Genomic DNA, 23,164 nt, shown 5'->3' on the forward strand with positions numbered 1-23,164 from the left:
TCACAGTCGAGCGGGTAGAATTGCGCTATTCCCAAGCGTATCCGGAGTACTGCAATGGCTTTGCAACGTCGCACCACCCTCACCAAGTACCTGATCGAGCAGCAGCGCGAGCACCGCAACCTGCCGGCCGACTTGCGTCTTCTGATCGAAGTCGTCGCGCGCGCGTGCAAGGCGATCAGCTTCAACGTCAGCAAGGGCGCGCTCGGTGACGCCCTCGGCACGGCCGGCAGCGAGAACGTCCAGGGCGAAGTGCAGAAGAACCTCGACATCCTCTCGAACGAAATCCTGCTCGACGCCAACGAATGGGGCGGCAACCTCGCCGCGATGGCCTCGGAGGAAATGGAAACGTTCTTCCCGATCCCGGCCAACTATCCGAAGGGCGAATACCTGCTCGTGTTCGATCCGCTCGACGGCTCGTCGAACATCGACGTGAACGTGTCGATCGGCACGATCTTCTCGGTACTGCGCTGCCCGGACGGCCAGCAGGCGAGCGAGGAATCGTTCCTGCAGCCCGGCACGAAGCAGGTCGCCGCAGGCTACGCCGTGTACGGCCCGCAAACGGTGCTCGTGCTCACGACCGGCCACGGCGTGAACTGCTTTACGCTCGACCGCGAACTGGGCTCGTGGGTGCTCACGCAAAGCAACATGCGCATTCCCGAAGACACGCGCGAATATGCGATCAATGCGTCGAACGCTCGCCACTGGCATGAGCCGGTGCAGAAGTACATCGGCGAGCTGAACGCCGGCAAGGACGGCGCGCGCGGCGACAACTTCAACATGCGCTGGATTGCGTCGATGGTCGCGGATGTGCACCGCATTCTGAATCGCGGCGGCATCTTCATGTACCCGGCCGACAAGCGCGACCCGTCGAAGCCCGGCAAGCTGCGCCTGATGTACGAAGCAAACCCGATGTCGTTCATCGTCGAACAGGCGGGCGGCATGGCGACCAACGGCGAAGAGCGCATTCTCGACATCCAGCCGAAGGGCTTGCATGAGCGCGTAGCCGTGTTCCTCGGCTCGAAGAACGAGGTCGAGCGCGTCACGCGCTACCACCATGAAGCGAAAAAATGAAAAAGATGAGGAATGGGCTTGCATAGTTCGCAGCAACTTCCTATAATCTTGCTTCTCTGATGCACGCCGGAATAGCTCAGACGGTAGAGCAGCGCATTCGTAATGCGAAGGTCGGGGGTTCGATTCCTCTTTCCGGCACCAGGATTCAAGCAAAAAGCCCAGTCTTCGGACTGGGCTTTTTGCTTTGCGCCTTCGGCGCACGGCACTGCGTGTGCGACGCCCATCCAGCGCCTCGCCAACCTCTACGATTTGCGGATCACATCATCCCATCGCCCCGGCTCGCGCTACGTGAGCCTAGGCACCCTCACGCTTCTCGCGCAGAAATCGATGAACGCACGCAGCTTGGGCGGCAGCTGCGCGCGGCCAGGTCGTCCGGAGTGACGGGCCGCGCGTGACGCTCGAAGTATTCCGGCGAGCCCACCACGACGATGCGAATCGGCCCGCCGATCGGCACCGCCGCCATGCCAGGCGCAACCGATTCGCCCAGGCGGATGCCTGCGTCGAAGCCGTCGCCCACCAGATCGGCAAAACCGTCGTCGAGCGCAAGCTCGAGCTTGATCTGCGGATAGCGCGTCATGAATTCCGCGAGGTGCGGCATGACGAGCAACTCGCTCGCTACGCGCGGCAGGACCCGATTTTTCCACAAAACGGAAAAGCGCAAGATGAGTTCGCGTTCGCCACTCACTCTTTGAGGAAACCGCCATGAAACTCGACAGCTACACCCTGCTCGGCCGCTCAGGCCTGCGTGTCAGCCCCATCGCCCTCGGCACGATGACGTTCGGGACCGAATGGGGCTGGGGCGCCGACGAAGCCGCCGCACAGCGACTCTTCGACCTCTATGTCGACGCAGGCGGCAATTTCATCGACACCGCCGACCTCTATACAGAAGGCACGAGCGAAACCTGGGTGGGGCGCTTCGCGGCGGCGCGCGGTCTGCGTGAGCGGCTCGTCATCGCCACCAAGTATTCCTACAATGCGGAAGCGGGCAATCCGAACGCGGGCGGGAACCATCGCAAGAACCTGCTGCGTGCGCTCGACGGCTCGCTCAAGCGCCTCGGCACCGACTACATCGATCTCTATTACCTGCACACGTGGGACCGCATGACGCCCGCCGACGAAGTGATGCGCGCCATGGACGACGCGGTGCGCGCGGGCAAGATCCGCTACGTGGGTCTCTCCGACGTGCCCGCCTGGTACGCGGGCCGCGCGCAGACGCTGGCCGACTGGCGCGGCTTCGAGCCGGTAGCGGCCATGCAGCTCGAATACTCTCTAGTCGAACGCAACGCGGAGCACGAATTCGCCGATCTCGCGACGCAACTCGGCATGGGGCTCGTGCCGTGGAGTCCGCTCGGCATGGGCGTGCTGTCGGGGAAGTATCGGCCGTCGCAGGCAAGCGAAAGCGTGAGCGGTGCGGGCCGCTTGCAGACGGTGGGCGCAAAGCCGCCGCCCGGCTTCGACAAGCTCTCGGCGCGCAACTTCGCGATCGTCGCCGAGCTCGAGCGGGTCGCGCACGAGGCCAACCGGCCCATGGCCCAGGTAGCGTTGAACTGGCTGTATCAGAAGCGCGGCGTGGCGAGCATCATCGTGGGCGCGACCAAGGCCGCGCAACTCGAAGAGTCGCTTGGCGCGCTCGACTTCACGCTCGCCCCCGAACTGGTCGCGCGTCTCGACGCGGCCTCCGAGCCCGCCCACCCGTTTCCGTACTACATGTTCGCGGACGGCCACCAGTCACGCATTCATGGCCAGGTGGACGTGCGCGCGACGCCCGCGAACCACGCTCAGGTGCAGCGCGTGCCGGCGCCGCCGGAGGCCCAAACGTAACGAATTATCGGAGTGCATCAATACGCCGCGCCCGAATGCGCGGCTATTTACGCACGTTCGTCATTAAATCGCGGCCAAATGACGCGCAACAAAGTATTAATCGCCCAACCGGATAGAAACGGACGCTTACATAGTTTTAATTCTTATTAACGTTTCGACGTCAACGGCTAAGCATAATCGACCGTTGTAGACGAATGGTGGATGCACGTCGAGCCGGAGGGAACGGCCTGCGCTTGCGGCGCCGCGCAACACGAACGCGGCAAGACGCCAGCGCGAACGCGGTTCTCAGAGCCGGGGGAAGAGCGATTGACGCGTTGTGCGGCTGCAGCAGCAGCCGCGCGGGAAATTGGGAGAAGCGTGGAACGCGCGATTCACGCAGCATGCGGCAGTGCGAAAGACATCTCAACAATTATATTCCCGCGCCGTTAATCATTTGTATGGCTGTGCGAAGAAAGCAACACGCGTGCGAGAAAAGCACTGTTACGGTAAGCGGGACTAGCGCAGCAGAAGTGCCGAGCCGGATAATCGGCTTACATAGGAGAAAGATCATGGACGCCAAACCGCCAAGGATTCCGACCCCGGACCAAGTCTTCAGCCCGGATCCGGAACCTGTGGCCGTTGAGTTTCTCGGCGACGAATTGCCCGCTCACGTGCGGGCGTTTCTTGACGAGCAACGCAAGGCACACGAACAGAAGTGACGGGGAAGCGCACACGTACGCGCTCGCGCGCTCACGCGCGCTGCGGACGTTCGTGTGCACATCAACACGCGTAGTTCGGGGACGCGCGTGTCATGCTACGCGCGCAGTTTTGCGTCGTAGTGGTTAGCGCTCGTCGCGCTCGATCGCGGGCGCGCCTTCATGCGACCATCTCGATTCGACAGCGCCGTTAGACGCAAGCGCACCATAACCGGCTATGCTTCGGTTTTTATTGCCGGCGTCTTCCTTCCACTCGATGACATTGCTGACCCGCGCGAGCGCGCGTTGCGCTGCTGCGCTGCTCTTCGCCCTGCCTATCGCATCCGTCCACGCCGACGGTGACGACACTGCCCTGACCAACCTCGTCGCGCTCGTTTCGCAGCGGCTCGCGCTCGCCGAGCCGGTCGCGCACTGGAAATGGCAGCATCACAAGCCGATCACCGATACGCCCCGTGAAGACGCCCTGCTCGCCGACGTGCAGAAGCGCGCCACGGCAGCCGGCGTCGATCCCGCGTTTGCGCGTGCGTTCTTCCGCGATCAGATCGATGCCAGCACGCAAATGCAGAAGTCGCTGTTCGACACGTGGCGCGCCTCCCAGGCACCCAGCGACCCAGCACCGGATCTCGCCACGGCGACGCGGCCCCAACTCGACAAACTCACCGGGCAATTGATCGGCGCGCTCGCGCGCGTGCAACCCCTGCGCGGCGCACCGGATTGCCCGGCGCGCGTCGCAAGAACCGTTGCGAACTGGAAGGAACTCACGCGATACGACTCCGCGCGCACAAATGCGATGAATCAGGCGCTGGAACACGTCTGCGAATCGGGCGGCGTAGGCGGAGTCGCCTAAGCGCCGTTATGCCGCGCTCGTGAGGCCGTCAACTTCGGAAGGCTGCAGCACCTGCACGCGCAGGCCGCGTTCGAAGTGCGTCTGCAGAATGCGCCAGGTCGAAAGCTCGAACACCCGCTCGGCGCCGCGGTCCACCAGCGCCTCAGCCTCGGCCGTGCTGAAAAAAGCGCCCATATAGCACCAGCGATCGATCAGGTGATAAATGTCGGCGCCATTCGTCGAGTCCTGCTCGAGCACGACCACCGCGCCGCCGAATGGCCAGGGTGCCGCCCCAAGGTCGGCGGGGTCGCGCTTCGACACACGCGGCACGCGGTTGAACGAAGGTTTGAGCGTAGCGATCCATTGTGCCTCGACAAGGAGCGCGCCAAGCTCGCCGCCTGTCGCACGCCACTCCACGCGGCGGACCTGTTGCGCCATCCGTTGTTCGCGCGAAGAGCGCCGCTCACCCGAAAGATGCGCGCGCACGCGCTGGCGCACCCGCACGCTGCGTCCCACGTAGAGCGGGACGTCGTTTTCGCCATAGAACGCATAAACGCCGTGACCTGCCGGCGCCGTATCGATGAGATCGTCGGTAATGTCCCCGGCCAGTACGTGACGGCGCGTCGTGCGCTCGATCTGCGACGCCAGCGCTTCCCCGGGCACCAGCGCTGGCAGGCGCTGCCAGAACTGCCAGAGGAGATCGGCGTCGGCGAGCGCGCGATGCCGATCCGACGGCACGAGCGCGTGGCGCTCGACCAGCGCATCGAGGCCGTGGCGCTTCTCACCCGGAAAAAGCGCCCGTGACAGGCGAACGGTGCACAGCACATCGGGGTTGAAGGAATAACCGGCACGCTCGAACTCCGCGCGCAGAAAGCCGCGGTCGAAGGCCGCGTTGTGCGCGACGAAGAGCTTGCCGGCGAGTCGCGCATGGAGTTCCACGGCAATGTCGGCGAAGCGCGGCGCGCCGCGCACCATCTTGTCCGTAATACCGGTGAGTTGCTGGATAAAGGGCGGGATAGGCTGGCCGGGATCGACGAGGGTGCTCCATCGTGTGACCTGCCCTTGCGCCACCTCCACAACGCCAACTTCGGTAATGCGGTGCTCGCCTGCCGAACCGCCCGTTGTCTCGAGGTCCACGAAGACGATGGGAAGGTCGCCGGCGGCCTGTGCGGCGCTCAAGGAGGAATCAAACATGGTGAAACGATGGGGGAAATGGAAAACGGCCCAAGTATGCACTGTTTGGACGCCACGCGCCGACGGTTCCGGCAGTGTCAGTGTGACTTTTGGCTTTTAGTGAAAACCCGAATCGAGAAAATCGCGGATTCCCAGGGTTTCCCCGATTAAATCCGTGAGTAAAAGACATGGCCATTAATATTGACTAAAAATCAATATGTCAAAAATAAAAAGCCCCGGGGTTTGCCCGGGGCCTGGTGCTGCATGAGCGCTCGCGAAGCGAGCGCTCGCACGCTGTACTTACAGCGGCTGGATGTTCGCGGCCTGCTTGCCCTTCGGACCGACCTTGACGTCGAACGACACACGCTGGTTCTCCTTCAACGACTTGAAGCCGTCGGAACGGATTTCCGAGAAGTGCGCGAACAGATCGTCGCCGCCCGCGTCAGACGTGATGAAGCCAAAGCCCTTCGCATCATTGAACCATTTGACGATACCGGTTTCCATGTTTCCGTTTCCCTCGAGATTTTAATGACGCGGGTAATAACCCTCACGCCGTATCCAGCCAATTCCCGCCGTCCCGCTTCAGTGAATTCCACGTTTTGAAATTGCAGCAGAACGAAAATCAGCTTTGCCGTTATACGGGGAACGACAATCGCCAGTCAAGAGAATTTTTTATAACAGCTTTCCCGATTCAACGATAAAAGCGGTATGCATCAAACAGCTGCAAGAAAATCGTATGCGATTCGAATCAGTATATAAAGTTACGTCATTTTTACTCGATTATCTCACTCACGTCATTTTTACCGGGAAGATTTCCCGGAATGTAACAATTCGTGTCAAACGTAAGTGTTTCTCCCGGTTGTTCGAGTAATACATTCAATTCATGATCCATATTGTTAGCGGCATCGGAGGTCATCATGCTGACGACTCTGCGGCGATGGATTCATTGGCTCGTACAAACGGACGGGATTGCGCCAACGGCTGAAGAAGCCGCAACCTATGGCGCATGGCACGGGGACCACTGGCACAACCTGCTGTGTTCCCCTATGGACGCAAGGCACTACGTAATGGAAGACTGGAGCCTGCAGCCTGAACCGCCGCAAGCGGGCACCCAATAAGGTACGCGTAGCGCGCGTGGCCTGAAGACGGGCAAAAAAAAAGCGCGGCTGAAAAGGCCGCGCCGACAAAGGTTTGGAGATCTTTTTCGTCAACGAAAAAGTCTGCTTCGGAAAGCAGCCATTGAAGTATAGCTGGACGCAGGTCTGACGATTAAGCATGCGGCGCACAATCATCTGTTACGCTGGGCGCAATAATCAGCTGAGACCGTTTTAAACGGTTTTCCGCAATCAATTGTTGTAGCGATCGCACAACGCTCGCGCGGTTGACAGTTTCACCCCCTCCCTCCGAAATCCGCTCAAAGCCTTTACCAGCAGGGCTTAAGACGAGCGAGATAATCATTTCAGATAGCGCAATACTTTATTGCGGAATTCGGAATACCCCCTCTTCGAGCACCCTCTCTACACTCTGCCTGTCTGGAAACCGACTCGCACGGATCGTCTTGGACGGATTAATTCGTACCACGCGAACTTTGCCTCTCGCTGCGCTTCGCATGGACGGTTTCCCAAACAGGGTTCAACGAAACCCACCTCTGTTCTCGGAGTTTACAAAGATGAAAAAGACTCTCATGGTCGCCGCCCTGACGGGCGTTTTTGCAACGGCTGCACACGCGCAAAGCAGCGTTACGCTGTACGGCCTGATCGACGCAGGCATCACGTATTCGAACAACCAGCGCGTGAACGCTACGAGCGGTCACAGCGCGTTTCAAGCTACGAGCGGCACAGTCAACGGCAGCCGCTGGGGCCTGCGCGGTGCTGAAGACCTCGGTGGCGGTCTGAAGGCAATCTTCACGTTGGAAAACGGCTTCAACATCGACAACGGCAACCTCGGTCAAAAGAGCCGTATGTTCGGCCGTCAGGCGTTCGTCGGTCTCGCAAGCGACCAGTACGGTGCAGTCACCCTCGGTCGCCAGTACGACTCCGTGGTCGACTACCTCGCACCGCTGTCGAATACCGGTACGCAATACGGTGGCACGATCGCCGCTCACCCGTACGATAACGACAACCTGAACAACTCGGTTCGTTTCAACAACACGGTCAAGTACTCCAGCGTCAACTACGCTGGCTTCAAGTTCGGCGGCACGTACTCGTTCTCGAACAGCACCGAATTCGCGAACAACCGTGCCTACAGCTTCGGCGCGACGTATAACTACGCCGGCCTGAACGTTGCAGCTGCTTACCTGCACACGAACAACGACATCAACAACCAGCAGTTCAGCCAGTCTTCGTTCTCGGGCGCACAAGCAGGCGACTACACCTTCGGTGCTGCTCGCCAAGCCACGTTCGGCGGCGGCGTGAACTACACGTTCGGCCCGGCGACGGCAGGCCTCGTCTACACGCAGACGCAACTGGGCAACGCGATTGGCATCTCGCCCACGCAGTCGGGTACGTCGAGCGGCATCAACCTTCACGGCACCAGCGTGCGCTTCCAGAACTTTGAAGGCAACATCCGTTACGCTCTGACCCCGGCCCTGAGCCTGGCTGGCGCGTACACGTACACCCGCGCGAACTTCGGCGGCGGCGTGAACCCGAACTACAACACGGTTTCCCTGCAGTCGGACTACGCTCTGTCGAAGCGCACCGATGTCTACCTCCAGGGCAACTGGCAGCACATCTCGTCGAACTCCGCAAACATCGGACCGTACCTCAACGGCCTGACGTCGGCTTCGGCAACGCAAGACCAGGTTGCTGTGACGGTTGGTATGCGTCACCGCTTCTAAGCAGCACGCTGCTGGCCGCCTCGGCCAGCACTGCAGCTGAAAAAGGCACCCTCGGGTGCCTTTTTTCATTTCTGAGGCAACGGATGCGCTCAGGCGCGCGGCGGCGGATAGCGCACATCGAGCACGTCGATGGGTTGCGGACCCGTAGGCGTATAGAGCGTCACCTGGTCGCCGATCTTCGCCTTCAGGAGCGCCCGCGCGACGGGTGAAACCCAGCTCACGTGGCCGCGGTCGAGATCGACCTCGTCGATGCCGACGATCGTGATCGTATGCGCCTCGCCGTCCTCGGTGCCGTACTCGACGGTCGCACCGAAGAATACCTGGTCCACGCTCTCCTGCCGGCTGCTGTCCACGACTTCGGCCAGATCCAGCCGCTTCGTGAGAAAGCGGATGCGACGGTCGATTTCGCGCAGCCGGCGCTTGCCGTAGATGTAGTCGCCGTTTTCGGAACGGTCACCGTTCGAGGCCGCCCACGAGACGAGCTTGACCACTTCGGGCCGCTCCTCGTCTATCAGGTGCAGCAATTCGCTGCGCATGCGCTCGTAGCCGGCGGGCGTGATGTAGTTCTTCGTGCCAGCGGGAATTTCTGGATGACCGGCTTCGAGATCGTCGTCGTCGTTGTCGGTCGATTCTTTGACAAAGGCCTTGTTCATGATGGGATCACTGCGTTACGTGTACTGATTCACTCACTAATGCCAGCGTACACGAACCTCGCCCCAAGACAAATCACAATAAGGGCCTTCCCTTTTTTCGAACCCCTGCTATAATCTCACTTCTGCGTGCGGCTGTAGCTCAGTTGGATAGAGTACTTGGCTACGAACCAAGGGGTCGTGGGTTCGAATCCTGCCAGCCGCACCATTCATTCGAAGCGTTTCCCGTCTATTTGATCTGGGAAGGGTTTCAAGCAGTATAGCGTTGTAAATAGTATCGCTTTAGCGTGCGGCTGTAGCTCAGTTGGATAGAGTACTTGGCTACGAACCAAGGGGTCGTGGGTTCGAATCCTGCCAGCCGCGCCACCAATTGAAGGGCCTTTCCGAACGGAAAGGCCCTTTGTCTTTTCAGCTGCAGAATTGGGTGCGCCTGGCGGCTCGCGACAAGCGAGACCCTAGCGCGGCGGCGTGCCGATGTCGCCGATCTGGGCATCGGGACGCGGCAGGTCCTCCACGTCGCCGACTGCGCTGGGCTCCGCCACAGGCTCCATGCCCATGCCCAGCAACGCCTGGGGCTGCCGCAGCATCTCCCCTACCGTCTCACCAAAACGGCTCGCGACGAACGCCCGTAGCAGCGCCTCGCGCGTGGTTTCTCCGTAGGCTTGAACAGCACCCGATTCACCCTCGAACTCGGCCACACAGGAAGACGGCTCGCCTTCGCGCAGTTCGACGCGCCTGGCGCGGTCGAGCACCACGCCGGCCGCCTCCCACGAATCGGTGGGCATGAAGCGGCCATCCCACGGACGCCCGCGGTCGTTGCCGCGCACGGCAACCGTCTCGCCACTGTCGGTGAAATAGATTTCGCGCACGAAGTCCGGCAGACTGCGCGCCACCCAGTAATCGAGCGCGAGGCCAGTCAGTTCAGCTACATTCATTGCTAGTCCCTCGTTTCGGGTCGAAGGAAGGTGGCGACGTGAGCGGCAAGCCCGGTCAGGCTGCCGCAAAGGTGCGGCCGATGAGATATCGATAGATTACCGCGCGAGGCGCGCTGTGGGAGCGGTCCGTGACACGAACCGGCGCCTCGCGCGAGCTCGCCGCTCGCAGCTACGCGCCCCGATCAATAATCTGCGCGCTCGCGCTCGATGCGCATGCCGCCGTCGTGGCGATGGTGCCCGTCGTCGCTCGAGCGCTCGCGCGCGATGCGCATCACGTCCGGATTCGTACGCACGCGGCGCATGACGTTCGCGAGGTGCACACGATCGCTCACCTGGATCACGAAGCGCAGCATGTTCGATTCCTGTGCCAGATCGTCGTCCATCGCGATGTGCACGATGTTGGCGTCCGCCGACGTAATATCGGCCGCCACGCGCGCGAACACGCCCTTGGTGTTCTTCACGAGCACCTTCACCGCAACGTCGAACAGACGCCCCGGCTGCGGCGCCCACGCCACGTCGATCCAGCGGCCCGGGTCGCGCCGGTGAATGCGCTGCGCGACGCGGCAGTCGGTCGTATGGATCGCCATGCCAAGACCAATGCCGATGTAGCCCATGATGCTGTCGCCGGGAATCGGGCGGCAGCAAGCCGAAAGCTGCACCGACATGCCCTCGGTGCCCGTGATGACGACAGGCGGCGCCGGCGGCGCATTCGGGTCGCGCGGCGGATGGTGATGTTCGGCGTCGTCGGCGTCCTGGCCGCTCAACAGCACTTCGATGCGTTTGGCCATGACCGCCGCCACGCGCCGGCCAAGACCGATGTCCGCGAAAATTTCCTGGCGATTCTTGTTGCCGGTCCACAGGACCAGCTTCTCCCACACTTCCGGGGTGACCTCCGAAAGCTGGTAGCCATAGCCCTTGAGCGCCTGATCGACGAGCCGCTCGCCCAGCTGGACCGACTCCGTGAGACGCATCGTCTTCAGGTAGTGCCGGATCGCCGAGCGCGCCTTGCCGGTACGCACGAAACCGAGCCAAGCCGGATTCGGCTTGGAGTACGGTGCGGTGATCACCTCGACGATGTCGCCGCTCTTCAATTCCGTACGCAGCGGCAGCAGTTCGTTGTTGATCTTCACGGCCACGCACTGGTTGCCGAGGTCGCTGTGGATCGAATAAGCGAAGTCGAGCGCCGTGGCGCTGCGCGGCAGCGCCATGATCCTGGACTTCGGCGTGAACACGTAGACGGCGTCCGGGAACAGGTCGATCTTGACGTGTTCGAGGAATTCGCTCGAGTCGCCTACTTCGCTCTGGATGTCGAGCAGCGACTTGAGCCACTGGTGCGCGCGCTTTTGCACGTCGTTGAGATCCGCGCCGCCGTTCTTGTAGAGCCAGTGCGCGGCCACGCCGGCTTCGGCGATCTCGTGCATCTTGCGCGTGCGCACCTGGAACTCGATAGGCGCGCCGAACGGCCCCACGAGCGTGGTGTGCAGGGACTGATAGCCGTTCACCTTGGGAATGGCGATGTAGTCCTTGAACTTGCCCGGAACCGGCTTGTAGAGCGCATGGAGCGCGCCGATGCAGGTATAGCATTCGAGCGCCGACTCGACCACGACGCGAAAACCGTACACGTCGAGCACCTGCGAGAACGACAACTGCTTGTCGCGCATCTTCTTGTAGATGCTGAAGATGGTTTTCTCGCGGCCGGTGACTTCGGCGTCGAGCTTCGCGTCGGCAATGCCGCGCTGCACCGCTTCGAGAATCTTGCTCACCACCTCGCGGCGATTACCGCGCGCGGCCTTCACCGCCTTTTCGAGCGTGGCGTAGCGATTCGGATTGAAGTTCGCGAAGCTCAGGTCCTGCAGCTCGCGATAGGTGTTGTTCAGGCCAAGACGGTGCGCGATGGGCGCGTAGATGTCGATGGTCTCGCGCGCCACGCGGCGGCGCTTTTCGGGCGGCACCGCGCCGAGCGTGCGCATGTTGTGCAGCCGGTCGGCGAGCTTCACCAGAATCACGCGCACGTCGCGGGCCATCGCGAGGAGCATCTTGCGGAAGTTCTCCGCCTGCGCTTCCTCGCGGTTGCGAAACTCCATCTTGTCGAGTTTCGACAGGCCATCGACCAGTTCCGCGACCTTCGCGCCGAAGCGCTCGGCGAGCTCCGCCTTGGTCACGCCCTGGTCTTCCATCACGTCGTGCAGGAGCGCGGCCATGATGGACTGCGCGTCGAGCTTCCAGCCGGCGCAGATTTCCGCGACGGCGACGGGATGGGTGATATAGGGTTCGCCGCTCTGGCGATATTGCCCGAGGTGGGCTTCATCGCTGAAGTGGAACGCCGCCTTGACCTCCTTGATTTCCTCGGGTGTGAGGTAACCGGAGAGCGCGGCGGTCAGATTAGCGATGGAGACGACCCCGTGCTTACGGGGCTGCTCCGGCGTCGCGGTCGGCCCGAACAGATGGCGAAACGACTGTTCGAGGACCGCGTCGATGTAATTGCGCGCAGGGCTCGCAGTCTCGGCTTCCTGGTCCACCTCGGTGGCCGGCGAGGGCGTGATGCTCATGTTCCCCTCCGTTTCAGGTTTGGCGTTGACGGTTAAGCCGGTTGACGCAACTGCGCGCGGTACGAACTACGTGGCTAACAGAATGCGTGCGAACGCGCCCTTAGACTGACAACGTCAAACGGGCACCTTCTTCAGCATTTCGAGGCCGACCTGGCCAGACGCGATCTCGCGCAGCGCGACAACGGTTGGCTTGTCGCGGCTTTCGATCTTGGGCGTGTGACCTTGTGCGAGCTGGCGGGCGCGATACGTCGCGGCGAGCGCCAGTTCGAAGCGGTTCGGAATCTGTTTCAGACAGTCTTCGACGGTGATGCGGGCCATGTCGGGTTCCTTCTCATTCTCAGCAGATTCTTATTCTACCTTATGTGCCCGATGCGCCGGGCTGCGGGTGGTGGATACCGAGCTGCACGAAGAGCTCGGTATGCCGCGCGTATTGCGAAGCGAAGCGCAAGCGCGTGGCGCTCACGATGTTACGCAGATCCTGCAACGCGCGATCGAAGTTCTCGTTGATCACGACATACTCCGATTCGCTCGCATGCGCGATCTCGCTGCCCGCTGCAAGCAGGCGTCGCGTGATGACGTTCGGCTCGTCTTCGCCGCGCTTTTTCAGGCGGTCGGCGAGCGCTTCGAGCGATGGCGGCAGGATGAAGATTTCCGCAGCATTGCGGAACTGCTTCTTCACTTGCTGCGCGCCTTGCCAGTCGATTTCGAGCAGGACGTCATGGCCGATTTTCATCTGGTCTTCGATCCACACGCGCGACGTGGCGTAGTAGTTGCCATGTACTTCCGCGCTCTCGAGAAACTCGCCCGCGGCGTGCCGCGTGAGGAAGTCGTCGACGGTCGTGAAGTGATAGTGCTCGCCATCGCGCTCCTTCGAACGCGGCGCGCGCGTCGTGTACGAAACCGACAGGCGGATCGCGCTGTCTTCTGCGAGCAGCGCGTTGACGAGCGTCGACTTGCCCGCACCCGAAGGCGCCACCACCATGAAGAGGTTGCCGGGGTACATGCCCGCGTACGGATTGCGCTTCTTGTCGTGCTTCGCGTCCGCTTTAGGGACGCTACTGTGGTCGGTCATGTTGGTTGCTTCCTTCATTCGAGATTCTGAACCTGCTCACGCATCTGCTCGATGAGCAGCTTGAGCGTCATCGAGGCGTCCGCGAGTTCCTTCGCCGCCGCCTTCGAGCCGAGCGTGTTCGCTTCGCGGTTGAGCTCCTGCATCATGAAGTCGAGACGCTTGCCGACGCGGCCGCCCTTCTCGATCACGTGGCGCGTTTCGTTCAGGTGCGCCGTGAGACGTGTGAGCTCTTCGGCAATGTCAATGCGAATGCCATAGATCGTCACTTCCTGGCGAATGCGCTCCGCGATCTCTTCGCGCGAGATGTTGCCGATGCTGCCGCCGTTGCCGTTGCTGTCCGGCGCGGCAATGCCGAGCGCTTCCTGCAGACGCTCGACGATCTTCTGCTGGTGCTTCGCGATCAGCTCCGGCACGAGCGGCGTGATGCGCGCGACGATCGCCTCCATTTCGGTCACATTCGCAAGCAGCATGTTGGCGAGCTGCGCGCCTTCGCGAGCACGCACTTCGATCAGATCGGCGATGGCCTGCTTGCCACAGCCGAGCACGGCGTCGCGCAGCACCTCGGCCGCCACGCCGCTCTCCGCCAGCACGCCGGGCCAGCGCAAAATCTCGCCCGTGCGCAGACGGCCCGACTCGGGAAACGCGTCGAGCACGGCGCGCTCGAGCCCGGCGAGCTGATCGAGCGCGTCGCGGTTGAGCGCGCCCGCGTTGGCGCCCTGCTCGCTGCGCTGGATGTTGATGCGGATGTCGACCTTGCCGCGCGAGAGCTTCGTCATCAGCATTTCGCGCAGCGTGGGCTCGCACACGCGCACGTCTTCGGGCATGCGGAAGTTCAGGTCGAGAAAGCGCGAATTCACCGTGCGCAATTCGACGGAGACACTGGCGCCGCCCGTGCCCGAAGCCTCAGCAAGCTCGCGCGTGGCGCTGGCATAGCCGGTCATGCTGTAAATCATGGTTCGTCTCGCGAAGAAAGCCGTGGCGTCGTGCGCAAGGCGCGCGGGTCACGGCGAGGAAATCGAGGCGCCCGGCGTGTTGTCGCGAATGGACGAAAAGCGCGGGGCGGAGAAACACCATTATCCCATTTTTGAGGGCGCGCCTTCGCAACCGCGGGCTGCAGGGTTCGCCCGGCCGGGGCGGCCCACTTTCCGCCTTCCCGCCACCTTCCGGCCGCGCCCATCGCGAGACGCGCGGAGGCGGTAAAATCACGGTTTCCCCTTCCCTCTCGTGCGCTCGCGCACCTTCACGATGACCCAATCCAACCAGCGCCCCTCCGGCCGCGCCGCCGACCAGCTTCGCGAAGTCCGCATCACCCGCAACTACACGAAGTACGCCGAAGGATCGGTCCTCGTCGAATTCGGCGACACGAAGGTGCTGTGCACCGCGAGCGTGTCCGAAAGCGTGCCGCCGTTCCTGCGCGACAAGGGCCAGGGCTGGCTCACCGCCGAATACGGCATGCTGCCGCGCGCCACGCACACGCGTAGCGACCGCGAAGCCGCGCGCGGCAAGCAAACGGGCCGCACGCAGGAAATCCAGCGCCTGATCGGCCGCGCGATGCGCGCGGTGTTCGACCTCGAGGCGCTCGGCGCGCGCACCATCAACCTCGATTGCGACGTGCTGCAAGCCGATGGCGGCACGCGCACGGCCAGCATCACGGGCGCGTTCGTGGCGGCCCACGACGCCGTCTCGAAGCTGCTGGCCACGGGCCGCATCGAACGCTCGCCGATCTCCGACTACGTGGCGGCGATTTCGGTCGGCGTGTACGAAGGCGTGCCGGTGCTCGATCTCGACTACGACGAAGACTCGCAGTGCGACACCGACATGAACGTCGTCATGACGGGCTCGGGCGGCATGGTCGAAGTCCAGGGCACGGCAGAAGGTGCGCCGTTCTCGCGTGAAGAACTGAATGCGCTGCTCGATCTGGCGCAAAGCGGCATCCGCTCGCTGATCGAGAAGCAGAAGGCGGCGCTGGAGATCTCGCATGGCTGATTTACAGCCAGATTCGGCGGCTAAAACCGCGGCTCGCGCGCTGTCGCGCGTCGTGCTCGCCTCGAACAACGCAGGCAAGCTGCGCGAGTTCGCGGCGCTCCTCGGCGCGGCCGGCATCGAGCTCGTGCCGCAAGGCGCGCTCAACGTGCCCGAAGCCGAGGAGCCGCATCCCACCTTCGTGGAAAACGCCCTCGCCAAGGCGCGCCACGCGGCGAAGCTCACGGGCCTGCCCGCGCTTGCCGACGACTCAGGCCTGTGCGTGCGCGCGCTGCGCGGCGCGCCGGGCGTGTATTCGGCGCGTTACGCGCAGCTCGCGGGCGGCGAGAAGAGCGACGCGGCGAACAACGCGCTGCTCGTCGCGAACCTGAAAGAACACGCGGATCGGCGCGGCTACTACTACTGCGTGCTCGCGCTCGTGCGCCATGCCGACGACCCCGAGCCGCTCATCGCCGAAGGCCGCTGGCACGGCGTGGTGCTCGACGCGCCGCGCGGCGATAACGGCTTCGGCTACGACCCTTACTTCTACGTTCCGGAACTCGAGGCCACGGCCGCCGAGCTCGATCCGGCGCTCAAGAACGCGTCGAGCCATCGCGCAATCGCCCTGCGCCAACTGCTCGCGCGACTCCAGGAGGAAGTGTGAGCCAGCAGCATCGAATTGGCATCGACGTGGTCCAGTCGTTCACGATGCCCGGCAGCATTCGCCTCACTTCGCTGCCACCGCTCGCGCTCTACGTGCATTTCCCGTGGTGCGTGCGCAAGTGCCCGTATTGCGATTTCAACTCGCATGAGTGGAAGGGCGAGCGCTTCCCCGAAGACGATTACCTCGACGCGCTGCGCGCCGATCTCGAACAGGCGTTACCGCTCGTCTGGGGCCGCCAGGTGCATACGGTGTTCATCGGCGGGGGGACGCCTAGCCTCCTTTCCGCAGCGGGTCTCGATCGACTGCTTTCGGACGTGCGCGCCCTGCTGCCGCTCGACGCCGACGCCGAGATCACGCTCGAAGCGAACCCAGGCACCTTCGAAGCCGCGAAGTTCGCGCAGTTTCGCGCGAGCGGCGTGAACCGGCTCTCGGTGGGCATCCAGAGCTTCAACGAGGCGCATCTGAAGGCGCTCGGACGCATTCACGACGCGGCGCAGGCGCGCCATGCGGTCGAGGTCGCGGCGCATACTTTCGACAACTTCAACCTCGACCTGATGTTCGCGCTGCCGCAGCAAACGCTCGCCGAATGCCAGGCCGACATCGAGATGGCGCTCTCGTTCAGGCCGCCGCATCTGTCGCTGTATCACCTGACGCTAGAACCGAACACGCTGTTCGCCAAGTTCCCGCCTGCCTTGCCCGACGACGACCAGTCCGCCGACATGCAGGACTGGATTCACGAGCGCACGTCGGGCGCCGGATACGGACGCTATGAGGTTTCGGCTTACGCACAGCCGGATCGCCAGAGCCGGCACAACCTCAACTACTGGCGCTTCGGCGACTACCTCGGGATCGGCGCGGGCGCGCATACGAAGCTCTCGTTTCCGAACCGCATCGTGCGCCAGGCGCGCTACAAGCATCCGGCGACCTTTATCGATCAGGCGCGGGCGCGCACGCCAGTCCAGGAAGAGCACGAAGTCAGCGCGCGCGATTTGCCGTTCGAGTTCATGCTCAATGCGCTACGGCTCGTGGAAGGGTTCCCGGTGCATCGTTTCATCGAGCGCACGGGACTGCCGATCACGACGATCGAACCAGCGCTGCAGGAAGCCGAGCGGCGCGGGCTCATCACGCGCGATTACGAAAAGATCGCGCCGACCGAGTTGGGGCAGCGCTTCCTGAACGACTTGCAGGCGCTGTTCCTGAAAGATCCGCACTGAGGTCGAAGCAGATCGACTGGGCGACTGCCGTCGCGTGTGCGTTTCGGGTTACAATGCGCGGCTCCGGAGGTGTGGCAGAGTGGTTGAATGCACCGGTCTTGAAAACCGGCGAAGGGGTAACCCTTCCGTGAGTTCGAATCTCACCGCCTCCGCCAATTCGTGAAACCTGGCGCGTCTCAGCGCCAGCGTGTCGTCAAAGTGCCGGCCGCCAGGCCGAAACACCACTGATCAACGAGATACGGTCCCTGTGCCGCGAGAGAACGCGTGGCCAACATCGCGCCGTTAATAATCAGGACTGCGAGTTATTTTGCGATGACAGATCGGGCGCACGCAGACCGCAGCGACACGCCGATCGCAATTAAAGGGTCAAACCCAAAAATCGCCCCACCAAATCGTCCTCAATTCACTAGGTGAAAACCCTAATCATGAGGTAAAATCCGACCCATTGATGGGAAAGATCGCCATGCCGCACCAATACCAACTGCTCGAAAAATTCGCGTTTTCGCTTGTCGTCCTGTTCGCCGTGATGTGCTCCAGCTACATCGCGTGGAAGAGCTCGCCCGATCTGCGCGACAACCTCCAGGTCGGCAAGGAACTGTTCCTGAAGAGCGGCGAGTATTCGTACGCCTGCGCGACGACCGTGGCCGATCCCTGCGCGCAGTTCCCGGTCGAATAAGTCGCATCGAGCATCCTCGTCGTTTCGCACGTCCCGTGAACTACGCGGGACAGTTCTAATTGCTTCCCGCTGCGTATCGTCTAAGCTCGATTCAGGTTCCGCTTCCGAGCTTGTTCGACATGCTCATCCGCGTCCAGTGGTCTTGCGGTTCATCCGCACCTCGCGCCTCCCTCGCACGGCGCCTCGGTCTGGTTTTGCTGCTCGCGATTCTCGGGTGCCTCGGCGCCTGCACGATCACGCCGCCGCCCAAGCCGCTCCTCGTCATCCCCCCCGCGGCGATCAACAGCGCCACACTCGACGACTACCGCACCACGGTCGCGAAGCACATCGTCGAGCACAATCCGTCCTACGTTCTGCACGGCGCGCCACAGGCCATGCTGCGCTCGCTCGTAGTCGTGTCGTTCACGATCAATCGCAGTGGCCAGATCGTGAAGTCATCGGTTTACCGGACCAACGGCGACGACGAAGCCGAAGCCACCGCCCTCGCAACACTGCGCCGTGCCGCGCCGCTGCCGCCGCCGCCCGGCGGCCTGCTCAATTCCGCGGGCCAGCTCGACATGTTCGAGGACTGGCTCTTCAACGACAACGGCAAGTTCCAGTTGCGCACGCTCGCTTCGCCGCAGGCGCAGAACTACCAGTGACCAACCACCTTCGCGCTGATGCCTGACGCGCGCCCGCCTGCTTACGCCCGCCTTGCCGCACGACGCGCACGGTCGTTATAATTTTTCGCTATCCCCAGCCGGCGCCCGCCGGCCATGCCTCTCGCCACGCGCCATCCGCGCCGCCGCGCGAGGCTTCGACCGCGCTCCCGCCCTTTTGCGCCAATCGGCGCGCGCCCTGGCCGGTCAGGAATCAACGCGTACGGCCAGCGCTGTGCGATGCATACTGGCGAAGCGTCGCCGCCTGACGGACGCTGCTGGAGCGTCGAGCGCAAACCATGCGCGCCGCCACGCTTCGAGCCTGAACAAAGACGCCCGCGCAAGCCTCGCAAGACTCAGGCGCAAGCGCGTCACAACGACTGGAGACCCTTGAATGTCCACCTCCCCCATTTCGCCCGCGCGCGCCGATCAGGCAAACGCAGCGAAGCAGCAAAGCACCGCGCGCGTGATCTTTGCGAGCTTTATCGGCACCGCGATCGAGTTCTACGACTTCTATGTGTACGCAACGGCCGCCGCGCTCGTGATCGGCCCCGTGTTCTTCCCGCACGGTTCGGCCACGGCGCAGGCGCTCTCGGCGTTCGTCACCTTCGGCATTGCGTTCGTCGCGCGGCCGATCGGCTCGTTCATCTTCGGCCACTTCGGCGACCGCATTGGCCGTAAATCGACGCTGGTGGCGTCGCTGCTCGTCATGGGCCTCTCCACCACGCTGATCGGCTTCCTGCCCGGCTATGACGCGATTGGCAGCCTCGCGCCGATCCTGCTGTGCATCCTGCGCTTCGGCCAGGGCATCGGCCTGGGCGGCGAATGGGGCGGCGCTGCCCTCCTCGCGACGGAATATGCGCCGCAAGGCAAGCGCGGCTGGTTCGGCATGTTCCCCCAGCTCGGGCCGTCGGTGGGCTTCCTCGCCTCGAATGGCCTTTTCTTCGGCCTCGCCTCGACGCTCTCCGACCAGCAGTTCCGCGACTGGGGCTGGCGCGTGCCGTTTATCGTCTCGGCAGTGCTCGTCGCGCTCGGTCTGTACGTGCGTATGAAGATCGCCGAAACGCCCGCCTTCAAGGCCGCTGTCGAGCGCGAGGAACGCGTCAAGGTACCGGTCGCGACACTGCTCTCGCAGTACTGGTGGCCGACGCTGCTCGGCGCGCTCGCCATGGTGGTGTGCTACACGCTCTTCTATAACGCCACGGTGTTCTCGCTCTCGCACGGCGTGACGGCGCTGCACATTCCGCGTCCGACCTTCCTCGGCATGCTGTGCATCGCGGTGGTGTTCATGGGCATCGCCACCCCGATCTCGGCCTGGCTTTCCGACCGCTTCGGCCGCAAGCCCGTGCTGATCGTCGGCTGCATTCTGGCGATTCTCTCGGGCTTCACGATGGAGCCGCTGCTCGGCAGCGGTGCGACGCCGCTCGTGTTGCTCTTCCTCGTGATCCAGTTGTTCCTGATGGGCGCCACGTTCGCGCCGATGGGCGCGCTGCTGCCCGAGCTGTTCCCGACCAGCGTGCGCTACACGGGCGCGGGCGTCGCGTACAACCTGGGCGGCATTCTGGGCGCTTCGGTCGCGCCGTATATCGCGCAGGTGCTGGCCGCGCGCGGCGGTCTCTCGTGGGTCGGCGCGTATGTATCGATCGCCGCCTGCGTGAGCCTGTTCGGTGTCCTGTGCATGCGCGAGACGCGCCATACGTCGCTCTCGTAACGCATCGCCGCATCAACGAAAAAGCGCAACGAAAAAGCGGAGGTCGCCAGGCGGCCTCCGCTTTTTTTATACCCCTTTTTTTATACCCTTTTGGATCGCGATTTTTTGATCGCTATGGGTACGCGCAACGCGTGTCTATACTCGAATCAACAAGCGGGGAGCGATCTTCCGGGGGAGCCGACGATGAACCTGCATCTGAGCAACGCCGACATTGTTCTGATCATCGCCCTCGCCCTGGGCATCTCGCTCCTGCTGGCGTTTCGCCTGCGCACCGCGAGCTGGCGAGCGGTCCTGCTCGAGGCGCTGGCGGCGAACGCCGCGGCAATTGCCGCGGTTATCGCGATTGAAATGCTGCTTGCCTGAAGGCCGCCATGCCGCTGGTGCCGCTGGTGCCGCTTGTGCGGGACCGTTCGGCGGCGATCAGCGATAGTAATAGCCGTGATGGTAGCCGCCGCCGTAGTAGCCGCCGGCCGGCACCACGACGCAGCCGCCCAGCGAAGCCGCGAGCAATGCGCCGGCGATGAGGGTAAGCGTCAATCGTTTCACAGTGTTCTCCCTTCAAGTCAGTGTCTGTGTCCGGCCATGCGATGTCGGGCTGAACAGTTACGATTGAACACGACGGCGAAGGCGCGAGGCGTTGCAATTTGTAAGCAGCGGTGTGGCCCATGTAACAGCATGGGCGCTCAAAGCCTTTTGCATGCGCTGTTAGACGCGCCCATGCAATACAAGCGCGACACTTTTAACAAGCTCGTAATGGGAAACGGCGGGGAAAACACCCGAGGACACGCCGCAACGCGCGCGCCGAACCGCGAAGACTCAAGCGGCGTGAACGCGCGATGACGGCGTAGATGCGCCGCCGTCGCGCGCCGGGTAGATGCGATCGACGGCATCGATCGCCACCTGCACGGGCGGCACGTGATGGCCGTCGCCGATCGAGATCGAGCGATTGGGCGCACGCACGCCGCTGTGCTCGGCGTCGGTCGAAACGAAGACCATCACGGTCGGCTTGATGAGCGCGTGCGAGAGATGCACGAAGCCCGTGTCGGTGCCGACCACGAGCGCGCAATCCTCGATGCGCTGCGCGACCTGAGAAACCGTGAGGCGCGGCAGCACCGTCGCGCCCGGGATAAGCGCCGCGATCTCGCGCGCCGTGGCGTGCTCGTTATCGGAACCCCACGGCAGTTCGATGCGCAGGCCACGCGCGATCAACGCGTTGCCCAGCTCGCCCCAATGCTCGACCGGCCACTTCTTCTCGTCTTTCGAAGTCGCGTGAAAGAGCAGCGCCGTGGGCGCGTCAGGCGCGGGCAGCGCGGTGCCGTCGCGCGGAACGCGCATCTGGAACTCGGGCGGCGTGTCGACGGTGTAGCCGAGCGCCTCGCCGGCGCTGATGCGCATGCCGTGCCACGCATCGCACTTCGGACGCGGCCCGAAGCGGCCGTTGTACGCGAAGGCCGCACCGCGCTCGCCGAGGTCCTGCGAGAGATAGCCGAAGCGGCGCCGCCCGCGCGCGAGAAACGCAATGATCGCGCTCTTGTACACGCCGTGAATGTCGACGATGGCGTCGTAGCGGTAGGCGCGCAGTTCCGAAATCGACGCCCAGATCGCCTTGAAGTCGCTCCAGCGGCGTGCCTTCTTGAAGCGGCGCAGTGGCGCGCAGAGTACGCGGTCGACGCCGGCGTTCCAGCGCACGATGTCGGCGAAGGCCTCGTCCGCGGCCCAATCGACCTTGACACCCGGGAAGGCGCGCTGCACGTCGGCCACAACCGGAAGCGCCTCGACGATGTCGCCGAGCGAAGTCACTTTGACAATCAAAACTCGTTTCATTGTGCTGCGGACCGTAGGGCCCGATATTCCAGTCTTCAAGGGATTTCCGGAGATTCTAGCGGACGAACCTTGCGTCAACCTGCGAATAGGCGATCCAGGACGAGCAAAATCTGTCCCTTTCTTACTGATTCCTCGTGTGGCATCGACAATGCACGCCGTAAAACGCGCCGGGCCCGACACGCCAATGCGCGCCGGGCCCGGTCGGGGCGATCCGTCGAGGGATCGATAAAATCGGTCAACGACTAGTAGATGACGACCGGTGCGGATCTCACGTACATGGGCCGCGCCGGCACGACGATGCAGCCCGCCAGCATAATCGCGAGCACGGCCGCCGCGAGCAGTTTTTTACTCATGATAGCGCTCCCTCTGGCTTAAAAGATCAGGCGGCCCAGTGGCCTTCGACCCAGTGCCAGTTCGGGCCGTGCGCGATCCAGTGGCCCGGCACCCAGTGATAGCCGACACGCTCAGCCTGCCAGTGGCCCCTCACCCACACGTACTGGCCGTGGTCCCAACGCCAGTGGCCCTTGTCCCACTCGTAGCCCACGCGCGGCGCCGGCACGACTTCCACGCGTTCGACTGGCGGCGGCGCGCTCGGCTCGACCACGACGATTTCGGCCAATGCGGGAGCCACCACAGCGCACGTGCCGGCAGCGACGATCGCGGCCTTGGCGATGAAGAGGCGAATGGAGTTGTTCATGTTGATCACCCTTGATTTTTTGACGCCTTGATTGGCGTTACCCGATCAATGCGCGAGCACGGCGTTGCGCTGACAGCGGCGGTGTAACGGCGCAGGGTGAAGTGAAACGGAATATTTCGGTATGGCGGGCGGCCGCAGCGCGCGAGCAGA

25 protein-coding genes and 4 tRNA genes are annotated in these 23,164 nt (G+C 63.1%); 17 read left to right on the forward strand and 12 right to left on the reverse strand.

Annotated features, from left to right (window positions below):
* Window positions 1–54: 54 nt before the first annotated feature.
* Together M3I54_RS05565 and M3I54_RS05570 are read left to right on the forward strand one after the other, a co-directional pair.
* On the forward strand, window positions 55–1,071 hold the full coding sequence (locus M3I54_RS05565; protein ID WP_254333744.1) for a class 1 fructose-bisphosphatase: 1,017 nt from the start codon (window positions 55–57) through the stop codon (window positions 1,069–1,071).
* Window positions 1,072–1,136: 65 nt separating this feature from the next.
* Window positions 1,137–1,212, forward strand: a tRNA-Thr gene (locus tag M3I54_RS05570).
* A 163-nt stretch (window positions 1,213–1,375) separates the two neighbouring features.
* Here the strand turns inward: M3I54_RS05570 and M3I54_RS05575 are convergent.
* Window positions 1,376–1,732, reverse strand: a complete 357-nt coding sequence (locus tag M3I54_RS05575) for a LysR substrate-binding domain-containing protein (RefSeq protein ID WP_254333745.1) — start codon at window positions 1,730–1,732, stop codon at window positions 1,376–1,378.
* Between the two features lie 41 nt (window positions 1,733–1,773).
* Between M3I54_RS05575 and M3I54_RS05580 the strand changes: the two genes are divergently transcribed.
* The 3 genes from M3I54_RS05580 to M3I54_RS05590 all read left to right on the forward strand — a co-directional run bounded on the left by M3I54_RS05580 (window position 1,774) and on the right by M3I54_RS05590 (window position 4,434).
* Window positions 1,774–2,892 carry an aldo/keto reductase gene (locus tag M3I54_RS05580; protein ID WP_254333746.1) on the forward strand — a complete coding sequence of 373 codons (1,119 nt, stop codon included), beginning with the start codon at window positions 1,774–1,776 and terminating at the stop codon, window positions 2,890–2,892.
* 548 nt (window positions 2,893–3,440) lie between these two features.
* Window positions 3,441–3,590 carry a hypothetical protein gene (locus tag M3I54_RS05585; protein WP_027795377.1) on the forward strand — a complete coding sequence of 50 codons (150 nt, stop codon included), beginning with the start codon at window positions 3,441–3,443 and terminating at the stop codon, window positions 3,588–3,590.
* Between the two features lie 253 nt (window positions 3,591–3,843).
* Window positions 3,844–4,434 carry a chorismate mutase gene (locus M3I54_RS05590; RefSeq protein WP_254333747.1) on the forward strand — a complete coding sequence of 197 codons (591 nt, stop codon included), beginning with the start codon at window positions 3,844–3,846 and terminating at the stop codon, window positions 4,432–4,434.
* A gap of 6 nt (window positions 4,435–4,440) precedes the next feature.
* On the opposite strand, the gene M3I54_RS05595 is transcribed toward M3I54_RS05590, so the two are convergent.
* Both M3I54_RS05595 and M3I54_RS05600 read right to left on the reverse strand, forming a co-directional pair.
* Window positions 4,441–5,607, reverse strand: coding sequence for an exonuclease domain-containing protein (locus M3I54_RS05595; protein WP_254333748.1), 1,167 nt, complete (start codon window positions 5,605–5,607; stop codon window positions 4,441–4,443).
* Between the two features lie 279 nt (window positions 5,608–5,886).
* Complete coding sequence (locus tag M3I54_RS05600; protein WP_233863970.1) at window positions 5,887–6,090, reverse strand: cold-shock protein; 204 nt, start codon at window positions 6,088–6,090, stop codon at window positions 5,887–5,889.
* Window positions 6,091–6,503: 413 nt separating this feature from the next.
* Here M3I54_RS05600 and M3I54_RS05605 point away from each other — a divergent pair, with 413 nt between their 5' ends.
* Window positions 6,504–6,704 (forward strand): hypothetical protein, encoded by a 201-nt coding sequence (locus M3I54_RS05605; protein WP_254333749.1) that lies wholly within the window; start codon window positions 6,504–6,506, stop codon window positions 6,702–6,704.
* A gap of 551 nt (window positions 6,705–7,255) precedes the next feature.
* Window positions 7,256–8,422 carry a porin gene (locus M3I54_RS05610; RefSeq protein WP_254333751.1) on the forward strand — a complete coding sequence of 389 codons (1,167 nt, stop codon included), beginning with the start codon at window positions 7,256–7,258 and terminating at the stop codon, window positions 8,420–8,422.
* 89 nt (window positions 8,423–8,511) lie between these two features.
* Here M3I54_RS05610 and greB read toward each other — a convergent pair whose 3' ends face one another.
* Entirely contained in the window at window positions 8,512–9,075 is a 564-nt protein-coding gene (gene greB / locus M3I54_RS05615) for a transcription elongation factor GreB (RefSeq protein WP_254333753.1), read from the reverse strand.
* A gap of 128 nt (window positions 9,076–9,203) precedes the next feature.
* Here greB and M3I54_RS05620 point away from each other — a divergent pair.
* Together M3I54_RS05620 and M3I54_RS05625 are read left to right on the forward strand one after the other, a co-directional pair.
* Window positions 9,204–9,280, forward strand: a tRNA-Arg gene (locus M3I54_RS05620).
* Window positions 9,281–9,361: 81 nt separating this feature from the next.
* Window positions 9,362–9,438: transfer RNA gene (locus M3I54_RS05625), tRNA-Arg, on the forward strand.
* An 89-nt stretch (window positions 9,439–9,527) separates the two neighbouring features.
* Here M3I54_RS05625 and M3I54_RS05630 read toward each other — a convergent pair.
* The 5 genes from M3I54_RS05630 to M3I54_RS05650 form a co-directional block, all read right to left on the reverse strand.
* Window positions 9,528–10,007: a phage protein NinX family protein gene (locus M3I54_RS05630; protein WP_254333755.1), complete on the reverse strand. Its 480-nt coding sequence runs from the start codon at window positions 10,005–10,007 to the stop codon at window positions 9,528–9,530.
* Window positions 10,008–10,189: 182 nt separating this feature from the next.
* Window positions 10,190–12,556, reverse strand: a complete 2,367-nt coding sequence (locus M3I54_RS05635) for a bifunctional (p)ppGpp synthetase/guanosine-3',5'-bis(diphosphate) 3'-pyrophosphohydrolase (RefSeq protein WP_254333757.1) — start codon at window positions 12,554–12,556, stop codon at window positions 10,190–10,192.
* 114 nt (window positions 12,557–12,670) lie between these two features.
* Entirely contained in the window at window positions 12,671–12,874 is a 204-nt protein-coding gene (rpoZ, locus tag M3I54_RS05640) for a DNA-directed RNA polymerase subunit omega (RefSeq protein WP_027817423.1), read from the reverse strand.
* 40 nt (window positions 12,875–12,914) lie between these two features.
* Complete coding sequence (gene gmk / locus M3I54_RS05645) at window positions 12,915–13,628, reverse strand: guanylate kinase (protein WP_254333758.1); 714 nt, start codon at window positions 13,626–13,628, stop codon at window positions 12,915–12,917.
* 14 nt (window positions 13,629–13,642) lie between these two features.
* A complete protein-coding gene (locus M3I54_RS05650) occupies window positions 13,643–14,581 on the reverse strand; it encodes a YicC family protein (RefSeq protein WP_254333759.1) in 939 nt (312 codons plus the stop codon).
* Window positions 14,582–14,873: 292 nt separating this feature from the next.
* On the opposite strand from M3I54_RS05650, the gene rph reads away from it, so the two are divergent.
* The 8 genes from rph (at window position 14,874) to M3I54_RS05690 (ending at window position 20,856) form a co-directional block, all read left to right on the forward strand.
* Window positions 14,874–15,614 carry a ribonuclease PH gene (gene rph, locus M3I54_RS05655; RefSeq protein ID WP_254333760.1) on the forward strand — a complete coding sequence of 247 codons (741 nt, stop codon included), beginning with the start codon at window positions 14,874–14,876 and terminating at the stop codon, window positions 15,612–15,614.
* Window positions 15,607–16,254 carry an RdgB/HAM1 family non-canonical purine NTP pyrophosphatase gene (rdgB, locus tag M3I54_RS05660; RefSeq protein ID WP_254333761.1) on the forward strand — a complete coding sequence of 216 codons (648 nt, stop codon included), beginning with the start codon at window positions 15,607–15,609 and terminating at the stop codon, window positions 16,252–16,254. The genes rph and rdgB overlap by 8 nt, the downstream gene beginning before the upstream one ends.
* Window positions 16,255–16,298: 44 nt before the next feature.
* Window positions 16,299–17,468, forward strand: a complete 1,170-nt coding sequence (gene hemW, locus M3I54_RS05665; protein ID WP_254333917.1) for a radical SAM family heme chaperone HemW — start codon at window positions 16,299–16,301, stop codon at window positions 17,466–17,468.
* Between the two features lie 65 nt (window positions 17,469–17,533).
* A tRNA-Ser gene (locus M3I54_RS05670) sits at window positions 17,534–17,623 on the forward strand.
* Window positions 17,624–17,931: 308 nt separating this feature from the next.
* Window positions 17,932–18,144 (forward strand): hypothetical protein, encoded by a 213-nt coding sequence (locus M3I54_RS05675; protein ID WP_254333762.1) that lies wholly within the window; start codon window positions 17,932–17,934, stop codon window positions 18,142–18,144.
* A 119-nt stretch (window positions 18,145–18,263) separates the two neighbouring features.
* Window positions 18,264–18,785 (forward strand): TonB family protein, encoded by a 522-nt coding sequence (locus M3I54_RS05680; protein ID WP_254333764.1) that lies wholly within the window; start codon window positions 18,264–18,266, stop codon window positions 18,783–18,785.
* Window positions 18,786–19,176: 391 nt separating this feature from the next.
* Window positions 19,177–20,493, forward strand: coding sequence for an MFS transporter (locus M3I54_RS05685; protein ID WP_069262692.1), 1,317 nt, complete (start codon window positions 19,177–19,179; stop codon window positions 20,491–20,493).
* Between the two features lie 183 nt (window positions 20,494–20,676).
* Entirely contained in the window at window positions 20,677–20,856 is a 180-nt protein-coding gene (locus M3I54_RS05690; protein WP_069262693.1) for a hypothetical protein, read from the forward strand.
* Window positions 20,857–20,913: 57 nt separating this feature from the next.
* Here M3I54_RS05690 and M3I54_RS44790 read toward each other — a convergent pair whose 3' ends face one another.
* From M3I54_RS44790 to M3I54_RS05700, 3 genes are all read right to left on the reverse strand, one after another.
* Window positions 20,914–21,039, reverse strand: coding sequence for a hypothetical protein (locus tag M3I54_RS44790; protein ID WP_256094537.1), 126 nt, complete (start codon window positions 21,037–21,039; stop codon window positions 20,914–20,916).
* Between the two features lie 270 nt (window positions 21,040–21,309).
* Window positions 21,310–22,317, reverse strand: a complete 1,008-nt coding sequence (gene waaC / locus M3I54_RS05695) for a lipopolysaccharide heptosyltransferase I (RefSeq protein WP_254333766.1) — start codon at window positions 22,315–22,317, stop codon at window positions 21,310–21,312.
* 379 nt (window positions 22,318–22,696) lie between these two features.
* Window positions 22,697–23,014, reverse strand: a complete 318-nt coding sequence (locus M3I54_RS05700) for a YXWGXW repeat-containing protein (protein WP_254333768.1) — start codon at window positions 23,012–23,014, stop codon at window positions 22,697–22,699.
* Between the last annotated feature and the right edge of the window lie 150 nt (window positions 23,015–23,164).

Source organism: Paraburkholderia sp. CNPSo 3274 (assembly GCF_024206475.1).
Lineage (GTDB): Bacteria > Pseudomonadota > Gammaproteobacteria > Burkholderiales > Burkholderiaceae > Paraburkholderia.

Coding starts and splice junctions, on each gene's coding strand:
- M3I54_RS05565 (WP_254333744.1), top strand. CDS start 55: ATGGCTTTGCAACGTCGCACCACCCTCACCAAGTACCTGATCGAGCAG.
- M3I54_RS05580 (WP_254333746.1), top strand. CDS start 1,774: ATGAAACTCGACAGCTACACCCTGCTCGGCCGCTCAGGCCTGCGTGTC.
- M3I54_RS05585 (WP_027795377.1), top strand. CDS start 3,441: ATGGACGCCAAACCGCCAAGGATTCCGACCCCGGACCAAGTCTTCAGC.
- M3I54_RS05590 (WP_254333747.1), top strand. CDS start 3,844: ATGACATTGCTGACCCGCGCGAGCGCGCGTTGCGCTGCTGCGCTGCTC.
- M3I54_RS05595 (WP_254333748.1), bottom strand. CDS start 5,607: ATGTTTGATTCCTCCTTGAGCGCCGCACAGGCCGCCGGCGACCTTCCC.
- M3I54_RS05600 (WP_233863970.1), bottom strand. CDS start 6,090: ATGGAAACCGGTATCGTCAAATGGTTCAATGATGCGAAGGGCTTTGGC.
- M3I54_RS05605 (WP_254333749.1), top strand. CDS start 6,504: ATGCTGACGACTCTGCGGCGATGGATTCATTGGCTCGTACAAACGGAC.
- M3I54_RS05610 (WP_254333751.1), top strand. CDS start 7,256: ATGAAAAAGACTCTCATGGTCGCCGCCCTGACGGGCGTTTTTGCAACG.
- greB (WP_254333753.1), bottom strand. CDS start 9,075: ATGAACAAGGCCTTTGTCAAAGAATCGACCGACAACGACGACGACGAT.
- M3I54_RS05630 (WP_254333755.1), bottom strand. CDS start 10,007: ATGAATGTAGCTGAACTGACTGGCCTCGCGCTCGATTACTGGGTGGCG.
- M3I54_RS05635 (WP_254333757.1), bottom strand. CDS start 12,556: ATGAGCATCACGCCCTCGCCGGCCACCGAGGTGGACCAGGAAGCCGAG.
- rpoZ (WP_027817423.1), bottom strand. CDS start 12,874: ATGGCCCGCATCACCGTCGAAGACTGTCTGAAACAGATTCCGAACCGC.
- gmk (WP_254333758.1), bottom strand. CDS start 13,628: ATGACCGACCACAGTAGCGTCCCTAAAGCGGACGCGAAGCACGACAAG.
- M3I54_RS05650 (WP_254333759.1), bottom strand. CDS start 14,581: ATGATTTACAGCATGACCGGCTATGCCAGCGCCACGCGCGAGCTTGCT.
- rph (WP_254333760.1), top strand. CDS start 14,874: ATGACCCAATCCAACCAGCGCCCCTCCGGCCGCGCCGCCGACCAGCTT.
- rdgB (WP_254333761.1), top strand. CDS start 15,607: ATGGCTGATTTACAGCCAGATTCGGCGGCTAAAACCGCGGCTCGCGCG.
- hemW (WP_254333917.1), top strand. CDS start 16,299: ATGCCCGGCAGCATTCGCCTCACTTCGCTGCCACCGCTCGCGCTCTAC.
- M3I54_RS05675 (WP_254333762.1), top strand. CDS start 17,932: ATGCCGCACCAATACCAACTGCTCGAAAAATTCGCGTTTTCGCTTGTC.
- M3I54_RS05680 (WP_254333764.1), top strand. CDS start 18,264: ATGCTCATCCGCGTCCAGTGGTCTTGCGGTTCATCCGCACCTCGCGCC.
- M3I54_RS05685 (WP_069262692.1), top strand. CDS start 19,177: ATGTCCACCTCCCCCATTTCGCCCGCGCGCGCCGATCAGGCAAACGCA.
- M3I54_RS05690 (WP_069262693.1), top strand. CDS start 20,677: ATGAACCTGCATCTGAGCAACGCCGACATTGTTCTGATCATCGCCCTC.
- waaC (WP_254333766.1), bottom strand. CDS start 22,317: ATGAAACGAGTTTTGATTGTCAAAGTGACTTCGCTCGGCGACATCGTC.
- M3I54_RS05700 (WP_254333768.1), bottom strand. CDS start 23,014: ATGAACAACTCCATTCGCCTCTTCATCGCCAAGGCCGCGATCGTCGCT.